The following is a 14,124-nucleotide window of genomic DNA, read 5'->3' on the forward strand; positions in this document are numbered from 1 at the left end:
GGTTAGACGTGAATATATATTTAAGAGAAATGAAATCCAGCAGAAAGTCGCTATTTATATGGTGCATAGCTATGATAGTTTTTATTGCTGCAGCGATGGGGAAGTACGCTGCAAGTTCTTATGTTTCTGGGCAATCCCTCAATGATATAATTTCCAAAATGCCTGAAGCAGTAAAATCCATGTTTGGAGCTGATAGATTTGATTTATCAAAAGCTATTGGCTTTTACGGTGCCATGTTTATATATGTTGTATTGATGGCTGCCATACATGCGTCATTGATTGGCTCTAATATAATTTCAAAAGAAGAAGATGACAAGACGGCGGAGTTTTTGATGTCAAAACCTGTATCTAGGGCGAAAGTGATAACATCAAAGCTTCTTGCAGCAATTACAAATATAGCTGTCTTCAATATTATTACTATGCTTTCATCTATATACTTTGTCGGATATTACAGCAAAGGAGAAAATGTGACAGATGATGTAATAAGACTTATGATTGGTGTTCTTTTTTTGCAACTTATATTTATGTCATTAGGGTTGTGTTTTTCGGCTTTTTTGAAAAATCCTAAACTGGCTTCGCCTTGTACTGTTGGGATAATGCTTGCCACATATATTTTGTCTTTGGCCATCGATATAAACAGTCATCTTTCTGGTTTGAAATACTTAACTCCATTTAAATATTTTGACGCAAAAAATTTGATATACGAAAAGGGATTTGAGATAATATACATTGTACTATCTGTTTTGATTATTTCAGTGTTTATTTTTGCAGCGTATGTATTTTATCAAAAGAGGGATTTGAAAATATAGAAATTTAGGAAGGGATCTATTTGTACGAAAGCTTTGAAAATTTAAGCGATGAAAAAAGAAATAAAATAATTGAAGCAAGCCTAGAGGAGTTTGCTAAAAAGGGATACGAGAGGGCTTCAACAAATGTGATTGTTAAAAATGCCGGTATATCAAAAGGGCTTCTTTTTCACTATTTTAAGACTAAAAAGAATTTATTTATATATCTTTTTGATCGCATTGTAGAGGAATTTGTTGCTGCTTTTTATGAATTTATAGATGATTCATCTGCGGATATATTTGACAGGCTTATGAGTTGGACAATAATAAAGTTCAAGTTGTATTTTAAAAAACCGTTAGAGTACAGATTTCTGACTATATCCATTTACGATTCGCCAGAAGAAATAAAAGATGAGATATTGAAAAGATATGGGAGAATAAGCAGTGAAGTCATGAAAAGATTTATGGAAAATTTAGATTTGTCACGATTTCGAAAAGATGTAGATATTGATAGAGCTTTGAGCTTTATTATGACGTCCATCGAAGCGATTGGCAACAATTATATAAAAATGTATAATCATGACATTGACAAACTTGTTGCGGATAAAGATAAAATCATTGATGATTTAAAAAGCTGCATATACATACTTAAGCATGGTATATATGAAAAATAACAGAGTTAATTGGGTGATCGTTGTCACCTGATTTTTTTTGTCTAGTAAAAGTTACTGGATTTTTTCTTAAAAAATGATATTATTAAAACGTATGAATTTATATAGAAGGAAGTGTTGGATTATGAGCTTGTATGATGACATCAAAGGGTTTGTCAATAGCACAGATGGAAACATAGGTGTCTCAATAAAAAATTTAAAGACAGGTGAAAGAATAGATGTAAATGAAGAGATGATGTTTCCATCTGCCAGCACGATAAAAATACTCATCATGGCACAGATATATAAAATGGCTAAAGAAGGGTACATAAGATTAACTGATAATATCGTTTTATCTGACTTTATGAAAACTGCAGGCAGCGGGATTTTGTATCAGCTTAACAGCAAGCATAAATTTACCATAGAAGAACTTATAACATTGATGATAATTATAAGCGACAATACTGCTGCAAATGTCCTGATTGACATAGCAGACATGAAAAATATAAATAGGATGGCAGAGGATCTTGGAATGTTACATACAAAGATACAGAGAAAGATGATGGATTTCGAAGCAGTAAAATCCGGGAAAGATAATTACACATGCCCGAAAGATATGACACACCTTTTAGAGCTTATATATGCTGGAAAAGTTGTAGATGAAGAGTACAGCAGCATGATGCTTGATATATTAAAAAAGCAGCAGGATTTAGGAAGACTTGATTTATACCTGCCAGATGATGTTTTAATAGCTCACAAGCCCGGAGAACTAAAACTTTTGGAACATGATGTAGGGATAGTGTTTCTTGAAAATTGTCAATATATAATAAGTGTAATGACGAATAATTTGAGTACAAATTTAGATGGCAGAAAGGCCATAGGGAAAATATCAAAGATGGTTTACGATGAATACGTAAAGTTATAAAGTCTTTTTAATAGTAGTTGCCTTCATTTATGTTATAAATATGTGTAAGAATCATAGATATGTTGGATATGGCGTTCCCCAAATGTGGTACACTTCGGGAAACATTGCAAAAGATAAGGGGGAATGCCAATTTGGAGAAGGATATAATTAATCTGATACTTGCTGTTGTTACAGTTGTTGGATTATATATTATAGTTAATGCTCCTAAATCCATAATAATCAAAATTGAATTTAAAAGTTTAAAAATAGAAATAAATACAAAAAAAGAATAGGTAGTTGCAGCTACCTACTCCAATATCCGACATATCTCAAACACCGAAGTGTCCCTTTATTTATATTATAACATATAATGAAAAAAATAAAATAGGAGGGACTGTATTTGACGATTTTTTTAATTATTTTAGCTTCAATTATATGGCTCATTGATTTTTTGGTATTATTAGATGCTAAATTTGATTATAAAAATAGATTTTTGTGCATATCAGTAAGAACAAAAAAAGAGCAATAATCTAGGAAAAAGCGTGTAAGTTTATTTTGCCAAGATTCTAAGGGAGTTAAGCACGGCCAGCACAGTTATCCCCACATCTGCAAATACTGCTTCCCACATTGTTGCAAGACCCAATGCTCCTAAGGTGAGGACAGATAATTTAACGCCTAATGCAAAAATTATATTTTCTAAAACAATTTTATGAGTTTTCTTTGCTATTTTTATGGCGTCAACCAATTTATAAGGTTCGTCTGTCATCAGCACCACGTCTGCCGCTTCTATAGCAGCATCAGTGCCGATTTTTCCCATTGCAATTCCGACGTCTGCTCTTGTTAAAGCGGGAGCATCATTTATTCCATCTCCAACAAAAGCTACTTTGCCTTTTAAATCAGTATTGCTGCACAGTTCATCTACTACATTAACTTTTTCATCAGGCAGAAGCTCTGAGTAAACACCATCAAGTCCTAACTCATTTGATATATATTGGCTTATTTCTTTTTTATCTCCAGTAAGCATTATAAGTCTTTCTACACCTAAGCTTTTAAGTGCTTTTACAGTATCTTTGGAGTCTTTTTTTATTGAATCAGATATGACGATGTATCCTGCATATTTTCCGTCTACTGCTATGTGGACAGCGCTGTATGGTTTTGCATCCTTAAATGCTATATTATGGCTTTTCATCAATTTTGAATTTCCCATAAGGATTTCTTTATCATCGATAATAGCTTTTATGCCATTGCCGGCAAGCTCAACATAATCTTTTATTTTTACTGCGTCAATTTCTTTGCCGTAAGCATTTACGATAGATGATGCTATAGGATGATTTGAGTAGTATTCTCCGTATGCAGCATATTTAAGCAGCTCATCGTTTTTCAAGGGATTTTCTGCATTGATTTCTGTCACTTTGAAGGTGCCTTCTGTCAATGTGCCGGTTTTGTCGAAAACCATTGTTTTAACATCATTTAAAGCTTCTAAGTAATTGCTGCCTTTTATAAGGATGCCGCTTTTTGATGCGGCACCGATGCCGCTGAAGAAGCTTAATGGTACCGATATAACAAGGGCACATGGACATGATATAACTAGGAATACCAGTGCTCTGTAGATCCAATTTGAGAAGTTCTCGCTTAAAAGTAGAGGAGGGATTGTGGCTATAAATAATGCAGATAGTGTTACGATTGGTGTATAGTATTTTGCAAATTTCGTTATAAAATTTTCAGCTTGTGCTTTTTTATTGTTGGCATTTTCTATCAAATCAAGAATCTTTGATACGGTTGATTCGTTAAAGTTCTTTTCGACTTTAACGGTGAGAAGGCCGTTTTTGTTTATAAAGCCGCTTAATACATCAGAACCGATGGTAACTTCCATTGGCAAATATTCTCCTGTCAGTGATGATGTATCTACAAATGATTTGCCATCTATTACTTTCCCATCTAACGGTATTTTTTCACCTGGTTTTACTAAGATGATATCGCCTATATTTACTGCTTCTGGCGGTACCTTTTTTATATCATTTTCTATCTTCAAGTTTGCGTAGTCAGGCCTTATATCCATCAAATCTTTTATTGATTTTCTAGAATTGTCTACAGCGTAATCCTCAATAAGTGTGCCTATTTGATAGAAAAGCATGACGGATACGCCTTCTTCATATTTGCCGATTGCAAAGGCACCTATTGTGGATATGCTCATGAGAAAATTCTCATCAAACAACTGACCTTTCAAGATTTTTTTGATGGACAGTGCAATTATCTCCCCACCTGAAATAATGTAGCTTATGAAGAAAAGGGAGAACTTTGCGTATTCCGGAAGTTTAAAAATAACAGGCAAAATAAATAAAATTGCTGCAGATAATAATTGCATGATTTTCCACTTAAAGCGGCTGTCTTTTACGATTTTGCCTTCGGAATCAACAATATGAATATTTGGCTCCACATCTTTTACAACTTTCTTTATAATTTTATTTATATCATTTATCTTATTTATATCTTCTAATTCAACAGTCAATTTTGTATTTATAAGATCTACATTGGCATTGCATATTCCATCTATTTTTTTCACATTATCTTCTATTTTTGCCGCACATACAGCACAGTCTAATCCTTCTAATAGAAATGTCTTCTTTGAGCCTTTCATGTTATTTGATTCCAAAACTATCCCTTCTTTCATATAAATTTAAGCCAAATAAAGGCTATTCTTCTATATGGCTGAAGCCCTGGTCAAAAATCTTTATAACGTGGTCGTCTGCAAGAGAATAGTATACGACTTTGCCTTCTTTTCTGTGTTTTACAAGTTTGCTTTGCTTTAATATCCTTAGCTGATGAGATACTGCAGATTGATTCATGCCAAGTGTCGCCGCAATATCGCATACGCACATTTCCGACTCAAATAAAGCACATAAAATTTTGATCCTTGTTGTGTCGCCAAATATCTTAAAAAGCTCAGCAAGGTCGTACAATTTTTCTTCTTCAGGCATTAATTTTTTTACTTTGTCAACAACGTCTTGGTGTATCACAGTTATTTCACATACATCATTGTTGCTTTTATCATCTTTCATAAAAACACCTCTATGATTGAATATATGAATATTTGTTCATATATATTTTATAATTTATTTTAATCCGTGTCAACTCGTTTCACCAAATAACAGGAGAAAAAAGATATAAGACTGTCATATGCTCATTATGGTTTAATGTGATGCTGTGCTATAATATATTTTAGTAATTCAGTTATGAGGGATAAAGATGATGCGTAAAATAATCCATGTCGATATGGATGCTTTTTTTGCATCTGTGGAGCAACATGATAACCCAAAGCTTAAAGGAAAACCTGTCATAGTAGGCGGATTATCTGGTAGAGGAGTTGTATCTACATGCTCTTATGAGGCCAGAAAATATGGAATTCATTCGGCAATGCCTATGTACATGGCAAAAAGTCTATGCCCCAATGGCGTTTTTTTGCCTGTAAGGTTTCAGCGGTACAGGGAAGTGTCTAAAAAAGTATTTGATATTTTGTATGAAGTAACTGATATTGTGGAGCCACTATCCATTGATGAAGCATACCTTGATGTAACAGATATCGACAAAAATCCAGAAGATATTGCCAAGGAAATAAAAGAAAAAGTGTATATGACCACAGGGCTTACTGTGTCTGCAGGTGTTTCATACAATAAATTCCTTGCCAAGATTGCATCAGACTGGAACAAACCAGATGGACTTATGGTTATAACTGAAGACATGGTGCCTGACATATTGAGACCTCTTAGTGTATCAAAGGTGTACGGCATCGGTGAGAAATCTTCTGAGAGGCTTAAAAAGATCGGCATAGAGAAAGTCGATGATTTACTTAAGTTAAGCGAAGAAGAGCTTATAAATATATTCGGAAAGTATGGAAAAGAGATATACGACAGGATAAGAGGAATTGATTTAAAACCTGTCGAAACATACAGGGAGACGAAATCAATCGGCAAAGAGACTACACTTAAAAAGGATACAGATGATATTGATTTATTGACAAAGTATCTGGAGGGATTTTCAAGGACAATATCATTAGAATTAAAAAAAGAAAAACTTTATTGCAGAACTGTTACGGTAAAGATCAAGACGTGGAATTTTACAGTCCACACGAAAAGCAGAACATTAAATGAATATATAGATTCACCTGATGATATTTACAATGTAGCATCATCTATTTTAAAAGAATCAAATATTAGTCAGCCTGTAAGGCTTATTGGGCTATCTGTTTCAAATTTAAGCACAAACAGTATAAAACAGTTGTCGCTTTTTGATTCGGAAATTAGAAAAAACATTAAGATCGATAAGATAGTCTATGAGGTAAATAAAAAGCTTGGAGGGTATTTTGTAAAAAAAGGAAGCGACATATAGGGGGGGTCAAAATGGAAAAAAGTGAACATCGATTTAGTCTTCAAAAGGAAATATTAGAGCTTGCATGGCCTTCTATTACTGAGCAGATGCTTATAATGATGGTAGGCATGGTATCTACGATATTTGTAGGTCACATCAGCACTGCAGCTATAGCAGCAGTAGGCATGATTAACACGCTGGTGTTTTTCTTTCAATCCATCTTTGCAGGACTTTCTACCGGATGTACGGTAATCGTGGCGAGGCTTATAGGGGAAGATGATGAAGACGATGCACGGCTTGCAGTCATGCAGGCTCTTATAATGTGCATCATAATATTTATAGCTTTTACTGTTTTTGGATATATATTTGCAGTTCCTCTCATAAAAACATTTTTTGGTACTGTTGCAAAAGATGTTTTCGATTTAGGCCTAATGTACTATAAGATAATACTTTTAGGGATGCCTTTTGTCATAATAGATATTGTTTTAGGCGGAGCGTTAAGAGGTGCTGGAGATACCAGGACGCCAATGTACATCACTGCCACAATAAACTTAATAAGCCTCATTTTAAATTCACTTACGGTATTTGGCGTAAACATAGGAGGACATCAATTAATACCGGCGTATGGCGTAAAAGGATCTGCTATGTCTGTCACTATAGCTAGAGTGATAGGCGGATTTATACAGCTTTACGTTCTTTACTTTGGAAAGAGGAAGATAAATTTAAGTGTAAACGACAAGATTAGATTAGACTTACCGATGATGTTTAGAATCGTAAGAGTGGGTCTACCTGCATCGCTGGAACAACTGATAATGCAGGGGGGATTTTTAATACTGCAGGTTATAGTTTCCACAATGGGTACAGCGTCTATTGCAGTGTACCAAATAGGTATGAATGCCAATAGCCTCGCATTTATGCCTATATTTGGGTTCCAGCTTGCTGCAACGTCTCTTGTAGGAAGAAGCCTTGGCGCTAGAAAGATAATGCTGGCGGAGACGTACGGTAAACTATCAAATAAAATAGCCGTAAGGGTTATAACGGTTATAGGAATTCTCATGTTTATATTTGCACGTCAGCTTGCTGCACTTTATTCAACAGATCCTGAAGTCATAAGAATGGGTTCTGTAGTAATAAGGATATTTGCTGCAATAGAGCCAATGCTTGCCATAATGAACGTTTTATCTGGCGTATTAAGAGCGGCCGGTGATTTGATGTATATAGTTATAACTGCATTTGTAGGCTTATGGCTTTTTAGAATTGCTATTGGGTATGTGCTGGGTAAAACGATGGGCATGGGCATATATGGTATATGGATAGGCATATGCTTTGATTTTGTCGTTAGGTCTTTCATGTACACATATAGATTCAAGCAGGGAAAGTGGAAATACCTGATGGTGTGAAATATGGGGATTTCTATTGTTCATTTTTTATGAAATAGTTGCAAATTGGCAAAAATAAATTTATTATAGAAGTATAATTAAGCTGGGAGTTGATCTTGTGGATGTATTTATTGAAAAGCTTGTAAAAAAACAAAAGACATCTAAAGACACATTGACGGCAGTTGGACTTATTTTAGCTTCATTGGTAGTTGTTTTTTTCATAATACCGCTGATACCGTTTGTGAAGGAATTTCTCATCTTTTTCATCATTGCCATACCTTTTTTTGCGTACTACGTTATAAGATGGCAAAACATAGAGTATGAGTACGCATATACTAATGGTGAATTGGATGTGGACAAGATAGTAGCAGAGAGCAGGAGAAAAAGGCTTTTAAGCGTCGACTGTAAAGACTTTGAAATTGTAGCAAAGGTATCAAGCGATAAGTATTCAGATGAGTATAAAAAGATACCAAATAAGGTTGAAGCCGTAAGTTCAATGACATCACCAGATGTGTACTTTGCTGTATTTGAAAATGGAGGGAAAAGGACAATTCTCTACTTTGAACCTAATGAAAAGATGATAGAAGCCATGTGGAAGTATATACCAAGGAAGTTTTTTAAATAAACTGGAGGAATGCAAATGCCCATCAATGTAGTATTGGTTGAGCCGGAAATACCACAAAATACAGGGAATATAGCGCGGACTTGTGTCTTGACAGGGTCTAAGCTTCATTTGGTGAAACCGCTTGGATTTTCTTTAAGTGAGAAGTATTTAAAAAGATCTGGACTCGATTACTGGCCGTACCTTGATTTAAAGGTGTATGAAAACATAGAAGAATTTTTAGAGTCTACAAAAGGCAGCAGGTATTATTTAGCTACTACAAAAGGCAAGCACTTCTATCATGAAGTAAAGTACGAAGATGATTCATACATCCTTTTTGGAAAAGAATCTGCAGGCCTTCCTCAGTGGTTAAGAGAAAAGTATGAAGATGACTGCATAAGGATACCTATGAACGAGGTAAAGGCGGAAAGATCTTTAAACTTGTCAAATTCTGTAGCAATTGTAGTCTACGAGGCATTAAAACAACTGGGTTTTCCTAATATGTATTAATATAAAGTGCAGCTAAAAATGGCGTTTATTTGGTAAGCGTCCGCAAAATACTGACAAAATACTGAAAGAAATGCTTTAGCTGCCATTTATTTATTATACTTTTCATTTATGGATAATAGAATTATTACTTGCAAATTTAAGTTTGTCATAATATTCCTACTACTATTTAATTCGAATAGGTTGAATTTATCCTATATTAGGATATAATAAAGGTAGGAGGTGCATAAAGCATGAAAATTAATACGGAAAATATGGTTTCAATTACAGAGGCTAATCAGAACTTTTCGAAAGTTGCAAGGTTAGTAGACAAAAATGGTGTTGTGGTAATTTTGAAAAACAATGTGCCGAAATATGTTATAACAGAATTTAAAGAATATAAAGATGAGCAGACTGCAAAAAATGAAGATATAGAAAGCATTGCAACCCGCTTAATTTCTAAGCACCGTAGAGCTTTTGAGGAATTAGCTAAATGATACGGTTAAGTGTCCCACAGATTTTGAAAATTTTAGTTTATATCCCATCCTAAATCTTCCTCGTCTTTCCATTCGTCTAACGGTGTTTTATCAGATTCTATGATACTTTCTTTTAAATTTGGTATTGACAATAAATACAAGGTTTCTTGAATTGCATTCCAGTCTTCTTCAGAAATTAAAATCGCATTGCCTTTTCTAGAAGTTATTTGAATGGGCTCCCTGTACTTTTTAACTTGCTCAATTATTTTATATATGTTTTGCCTTACTTTTGTCACAGGCATTATCTTCATATAAATCACCTCTTTTTATAATTATAATGTACTTAAAACGTACGTCAACTGGCAATAGGAAAAATGTTTTTTGCTGCATATTGACTTTACTTGCAACAATCGTATAGGGAAAAAGCTTAAAAAGTTATTCAATTGTATGTATTTAAAATCATTGTAAAAGTTTGTTGTTAATTACTGCTTGTTGAGGTATACTCATAATAAGAGATACCAATTATAAGGTGGTGCTATAATGGCTGATGATAAATTGATATACGCAATTGAAGAGAGAATAGGACAGCCTGATTTATTTACTGGAAGAAAGGAAGAGTTGTCTTATTTTGAGAGATGGGCAGACGAGATACCTATGAAATTATCAAGATCGACAGCACTGCTGTCGAGAAGAAAAAAAGGAAAAACAGCGCTTGTGGAAAGACTTTACAATATCATATACACAAAAAATGGGTCATTAGTGCCGTTTTACTTTGAAGTGAAAGAAGGCAGCAAATGGATTGTTGACTTTGCTTTAAACTTTTATGCGTCTTTCATATCGCAGTATCTGGGCTTTAAGCTAAGAGATGTAAACTTATGCCGTACAATAAAAAGCCTTGATGAATTAAATGAAATCGCATCGAAAAACGGATATAAAGCCATTTCAGACAACATAAAACTATTTAAAGATGCATTAAAAGATAAAGACATGGTTGATACGATTTGGAATAATGCTCAATCGGCGCCGCATAGAATCGCAAGCGTGACAGGTGATTACATAGTTCAGATAATCGATGAATTTCAGTTTATTAATAGCGAAATTTTTCGTGATAAAGAGTGTACTGCAGTAATGAATGACCTTGCAGGCTCATATTTATCATTGGCAGAATCAAAAGTCGCGCCAATGCTTGTAACAGGAAGCTGGGTAAGCTGGCTTAAGAACATAATAAGAGGTCAATTGCCAGGAAGATTTATAGAAACAGAGCTTAATAATTTAAAAGAGGAAGAAGGACTTGAAGCAATATACAATTACAGCATAATAACAGACGTTCCCGTGTCAGACGATGTGGCATTGTACTTAAACAAATTAGTAAATTCAGATCCATTTTATATAAGCGCTATAATACGAAGCATATACAAAGATAAAGATTTAACTACTATCGATGGACTCATGAAAACACTGAATTTTGAATTAAGGCGTGGCAGCATATACGGAACATGGATGGAGTATATAAGCCGCACATTAAGCACCGTAAATGATAAAAATGCCAAGAAAATAGTTCTGTTTTTGTCAAAAAATAGAGAGAAAGAGTGGACGCGGCAGGAGATAATAGCAAAGTGTAATTTACCGTACGATGACAGGGAAGCCGAGAACAAACTTCAAATGCTAATAAAGGGAGATCTCATAAGTGAAGGAAGCACAAGCATAAGGTATAGAGGTATGACAGATGACATATTTTATAAAGTTTTTAGATACAAATACGAGGAAGAAATAGATAATTTTCCGCTAGAGAAAATATTAGATGAAGAACGTGAAAAAGAGCTTATGCAGATAGAGGCATTGCAAAAAGAAATAAAAAGCTTAAAAGGCAGAGAAAAGTATTATAAGGGGCATATATTAGAATACGTATTGATGAAGTACCTTAAGTTTGAACAATATAAAAAAGAAAATGCAACGTTAAAAGACAAAGTATATAATCCGATACAAGAAGCTGAATTTACAAGATATCAAGAAGTAAAGCCATACAAGGTTATGCTGGAAGGCGGGCGAGAACACGAAGTGGATATTTGGGCAAAAAGCTATGAAGAAGGAAAAGACCTTTTCATAGAGGTAAAAAGCTGGGAGAGGTCTATTAGCAAAAGTGATACTGAGAAATTTGTAAAAACAGTAAGAGATATGAAGACTTTAGGCATAAAAGGTTACTTTATATACTATTCGCTTAATGGTTTTGAAGATGATGCAAAAAAATATCTTAATGAAAATGGAATAATGTATGCCGATAAAAAAAGCTGGGCTATCGTATGATAATCCAGCTTTAATTTTAATCTTTCAATGCCAAAAGAATTTTATTAACCTCTTTTGAAACATTGTCAAATTCTTCAGGCGTTAATGACTGCGCACCATCTGAAAGTGCCATGTCTGGATGTGGGTGCACTTCTATGATGAGTCCGTCTGCACCAACTGCCACAGCCGCTCTAGATAATGGCGCTATAAGGTCACGCCTACCTGTGCCGTGACTTGGATCGACTATTACAGGAAGGTGGGATAAATTTTTTACTGCAGCCACAGCATTTAGATCTAGAGTGTTTCTTGTGTACGTCTCAAATGTGCGTATGCCCCTTTCACAAAGTATGACATTTGGATTTCCTTCTTTCATGATGTATTCTGCTGCATTAAGCCATTCTTCTATAGTTGACGATAAACCACGCTTCAGTAAAACCGGCATGTTTGACTTGCCTATCTCTTTTAAAAGCTCAAAATTCTGCATGTTCCTTGAGCCCACTTGCAGTATATCTGCGTATTGTGATACTTTTTCTATATGTGAGCTGCTGACTATCTCTGTGATAGTAACCATACCTGTTTCCCGACCTACGGCATTTAGTATCTTAAGCCCTTCTTCTTCTAATCCCTGAAAAGAGTATGGAGATGACCTTGGCTTGTAAGCACCACCTCTTAAGACCTTTGCACCTGATTTTTTGACTGCTTTGGCAGCTTCAAGCATTTGCTCATAGCTTTCTATAGCACACGGTCCTGCCATCATGACGAAACTGCCGCCGCCAATGTCTACGTCTTTGACTCTTACAACGGTATTGTCAGGTTTTGCTGATCTTGATACAAGTTTATACGGTGAGGAAATCCTGACAACGTCGTATACGCCTTCCATTGACGATATAGGCTTATCCTCAAGGACTTCTACATTTCCGATGACGCCGATTATAGACCTTTCAGCACCATTTACTACATGCGTCGATAGATTGAATTTCCTTACATATTCACAAACATTTTTTATATTTTCTTCTGTGGCATTTTCTTTCATTATAATGACCATCAAATCAACCCCTTTTAACATATTTTGTGATAAAAAAAATCTCTCATCCCAAAGGACGGAGATTTTCCGCGGTACCACCTTTATTAACCGTAAAAGGTTCCCTCTAAGAGTACAATCATACTCCCTTCTTTTTAACGGTAGAAGACTCCGGCATCACCTACTGAAATTTCAGATCGCAACTTAAGAGGGAACTTCAATATGCTTAAGATATCCGGCTTCCACCGTCCCGGACTCTCTTTGATCCTCCGCATACCTACTTTCCTCTTTCATCGTCTTTCGCTCAAATTATTGTAATAATAATACAACAAAAAGATTTGTGTGTCAATAAATTTTTTTACTTTAAATTGCTAAAATATTTTTACACATGTTGTATAATATGCTAAAATATCATTAAAGATTATTAAAGGAGCGGTGAACATGAGAATTGTGAGGATTGACAATGAAGGAAAGGATTATGGAATAATTGAAAGTGATAGCATATTGATGATAAATGACGGCAGGATAAAGAGTGTAGATCTTAAAGAGGCGAAGCTTTTGCCGCCATGCGAGATGACGAAGGCTGTATGTGTTGGCTTGAATTACGGTGATCACATTGAGGAGATGGGAGACAAGCGCCCTGACGAGCCTACGTTGTTCATAAAGCCTGCTACTGCTGCGATAGGATATGATGATTACATAGTAATTCCTAAAATGTCAGAGAGGGTTGACTATGAAGGTGAATTGGCCGTTGTCATGAAAAAGACAGCAAAGGATGTTTCGGAAGATGAGGCATTAGACTATGTTCTTGGATATACAATTGCAAATGATGTTACAGCGAGAGATCTGCAGTCAAAAGATGGGCAGTGGACGAGGGCGAAATCATTTGACACGTTTTTGCCTATAGGACCATGGATTGAAACAGATTTAGATCCGTCAAACTTAGAGATAAAAACATATGTAAATGGCATATTGAAGCAGCACAGCAACACAAAACACCTTATATTCAGTGTACCTAAGCTTGTATCATTCATATCACATGTTATGACATTAAACCCCGGCGATGTAATACTTACAGGGACTCCATCGGGAGTAGGACCAATAAAATCAGGCGATGTTGTAACAATCGAGATTGAAGGAATAGGTAAGCTGACAAATAAAGTCAAGTAAAGGA

The 14,124-nt window shown here is 35.0% G+C and carries 16 protein-coding genes and 1 other annotated feature; of the genes, 12 read left to right on the forward strand and 4 right to left on the reverse strand.

All coding sequences use genetic code 11. The annotated features are described in order from the left end of the window. Positions 1 to 8: 8 nt before the first annotated feature. From J2Z80_RS01995 to J2Z80_RS15100, 5 genes are all read left to right on the forward strand, one after another. Positions 9 to 809 (forward strand): ABC transporter permease subunit, encoded by an 801-nt coding sequence (locus J2Z80_RS01995; RefSeq protein WP_209452887.1) that lies wholly within the window; start codon positions 9 to 11, stop codon positions 807 to 809. Positions 810 to 829: 20 nt separating this feature from the next. Beyond that, the gene (locus J2Z80_RS02000; protein ID WP_209452888.1) at positions 830 to 1,459 is read left to right on the forward strand and encodes a TetR/AcrR family transcriptional regulator; all 630 of its coding nucleotides are present in this window, start codon (positions 830 to 832) and stop codon (positions 1,457 to 1,459) included. Positions 1,460 to 1,580: 121 nt separating this feature from the next. After that, the gene (locus J2Z80_RS02005; RefSeq protein ID WP_209452889.1) at positions 1,581 to 2,360 is read left to right on the forward strand and encodes a serine hydrolase; all 780 of its coding nucleotides are present in this window, start codon (positions 1,581 to 1,583) and stop codon (positions 2,358 to 2,360) included. A gap of 131 nt (positions 2,361 to 2,491) precedes the next feature. Next, complete coding sequence (locus J2Z80_RS02010) at positions 2,492 to 2,632, forward strand: hypothetical protein (RefSeq protein ID WP_209452890.1); 141 nt, start codon at positions 2,492 to 2,494, stop codon at positions 2,630 to 2,632. 107 nt (positions 2,633 to 2,739) lie between these two features. Beyond that, entirely contained in the window at positions 2,740 to 2,868 is a 129-nt protein-coding gene (locus J2Z80_RS15100) for a hypothetical protein (protein ID WP_280953154.1), read from the forward strand. Positions 2,869 to 2,889: 21 nt separating this feature from the next. On the opposite strand, the gene J2Z80_RS02015 is transcribed toward J2Z80_RS15100, so the two are convergent. After that, positions 2,890 to 4,977 carry a heavy metal translocating P-type ATPase gene (locus tag J2Z80_RS02015; protein ID WP_209452959.1) on the reverse strand — a complete coding sequence of 696 codons (2,088 nt, stop codon included), beginning with the start codon at positions 4,975 to 4,977 and terminating at the stop codon, positions 2,890 to 2,892. Positions 4,978 to 5,032: 55 nt separating this feature from the next. Continuing rightward, a complete protein-coding gene (locus J2Z80_RS02020; RefSeq protein WP_209452891.1) occupies positions 5,033 to 5,398 on the reverse strand; it encodes an ArsR/SmtB family transcription factor in 366 nt (121 codons plus the stop codon). Positions 5,399 to 5,585: 187 nt separating this feature from the next. Between J2Z80_RS02020 and J2Z80_RS02025 the strand changes: the two genes are divergently transcribed. The 5 genes from J2Z80_RS02025 to J2Z80_RS02045 all read left to right on the forward strand — a co-directional run bounded on the left by J2Z80_RS02025 (position 5,586) and on the right by J2Z80_RS02045 (position 9,667). Further along, positions 5,586 to 6,725 (forward strand): DNA polymerase IV, encoded by a 1,140-nt coding sequence (locus tag J2Z80_RS02025; RefSeq protein WP_209452892.1) that lies wholly within the window; start codon positions 5,586 to 5,588, stop codon positions 6,723 to 6,725. Positions 6,726 to 6,736: 11 nt separating this feature from the next. Beyond that, positions 6,737 to 8,104 (forward strand): MATE family efflux transporter, encoded by a 1,368-nt coding sequence (locus J2Z80_RS02030; protein WP_209452893.1) that lies wholly within the window; start codon positions 6,737 to 6,739, stop codon positions 8,102 to 8,104. Between the two features lie 97 nt (positions 8,105 to 8,201). Beyond that, on the forward strand, positions 8,202 to 8,708 hold the full coding sequence (locus J2Z80_RS02035) for a DUF6106 family protein (protein WP_209452894.1): 507 nt from the start codon (positions 8,202 to 8,204) through the stop codon (positions 8,706 to 8,708). Positions 8,709 to 8,723: 15 nt separating this feature from the next. Beyond that, positions 8,724 to 9,194 carry a tRNA (uridine(34)/cytosine(34)/5-carboxymethylaminomethyluridine(34)-2'-O)-methyltransferase TrmL gene (gene trmL, locus J2Z80_RS02040; protein WP_209452895.1) on the forward strand — a complete coding sequence of 157 codons (471 nt, stop codon included), beginning with the start codon at positions 8,724 to 8,726 and terminating at the stop codon, positions 9,192 to 9,194. Between the two features lie 230 nt (positions 9,195 to 9,424). Next, complete coding sequence (locus J2Z80_RS02045) at positions 9,425 to 9,667, forward strand: type II toxin-antitoxin system Phd/YefM family antitoxin (RefSeq protein ID WP_209452896.1); 243 nt, start codon at positions 9,425 to 9,427, stop codon at positions 9,665 to 9,667. A gap of 32 nt (positions 9,668 to 9,699) precedes the next feature. On the opposite strand, the gene J2Z80_RS02050 is transcribed toward J2Z80_RS02045, so the two are convergent. Continuing rightward, positions 9,700 to 9,957, reverse strand: coding sequence for a type II toxin-antitoxin system Phd/YefM family antitoxin (locus J2Z80_RS02050; RefSeq protein ID WP_209452897.1), 258 nt, complete (start codon positions 9,955 to 9,957; stop codon positions 9,700 to 9,702). Positions 9,958 to 10,186: 229 nt separating this feature from the next. Here J2Z80_RS02050 and J2Z80_RS02055 point away from each other — a divergent pair, with 229 nt between their 5' ends. Next, positions 10,187 to 11,950, forward strand: a complete 1,764-nt coding sequence (locus J2Z80_RS02055; protein WP_209452898.1) for a restriction endonuclease — start codon at positions 10,187 to 10,189, stop codon at positions 11,948 to 11,950. Positions 11,951 to 11,966: 16 nt separating this feature from the next. On the opposite strand, the gene aroF is transcribed toward J2Z80_RS02055, so the two are convergent. Next, positions 11,967 to 12,974, reverse strand: coding sequence for a 3-deoxy-7-phosphoheptulonate synthase (gene aroF, locus J2Z80_RS02060; RefSeq protein ID WP_192403262.1), 1,008 nt, complete (start codon positions 12,972 to 12,974; stop codon positions 11,967 to 11,969). A gap of 48 nt (positions 12,975 to 13,022) precedes the next feature. Then, positions 13,023 to 13,253 (reverse strand) — a binding site (T-box leader). A 138-nt stretch (positions 13,254 to 13,391) separates the two neighbouring features. Here aroF and J2Z80_RS02065 point away from each other — a divergent pair. Beyond that, complete coding sequence (locus tag J2Z80_RS02065; protein WP_209452899.1) at positions 13,392 to 14,120, forward strand: fumarylacetoacetate hydrolase family protein; 729 nt, start codon at positions 13,392 to 13,394, stop codon at positions 14,118 to 14,120. The last annotated feature ends 4 nt before the right edge of the window (positions 14,121 to 14,124 follow it).

Origin of the sequence: Thermoanaerobacterium butyriciformans, assembly GCF_017874545.1 — a bacterium.
Taxonomy (GTDB): Bacteria; Bacillota; Thermoanaerobacteria; order Thermoanaerobacterales; family Thermoanaerobacteraceae; genus Thermoanaerobacterium; species Thermoanaerobacterium butyriciformans.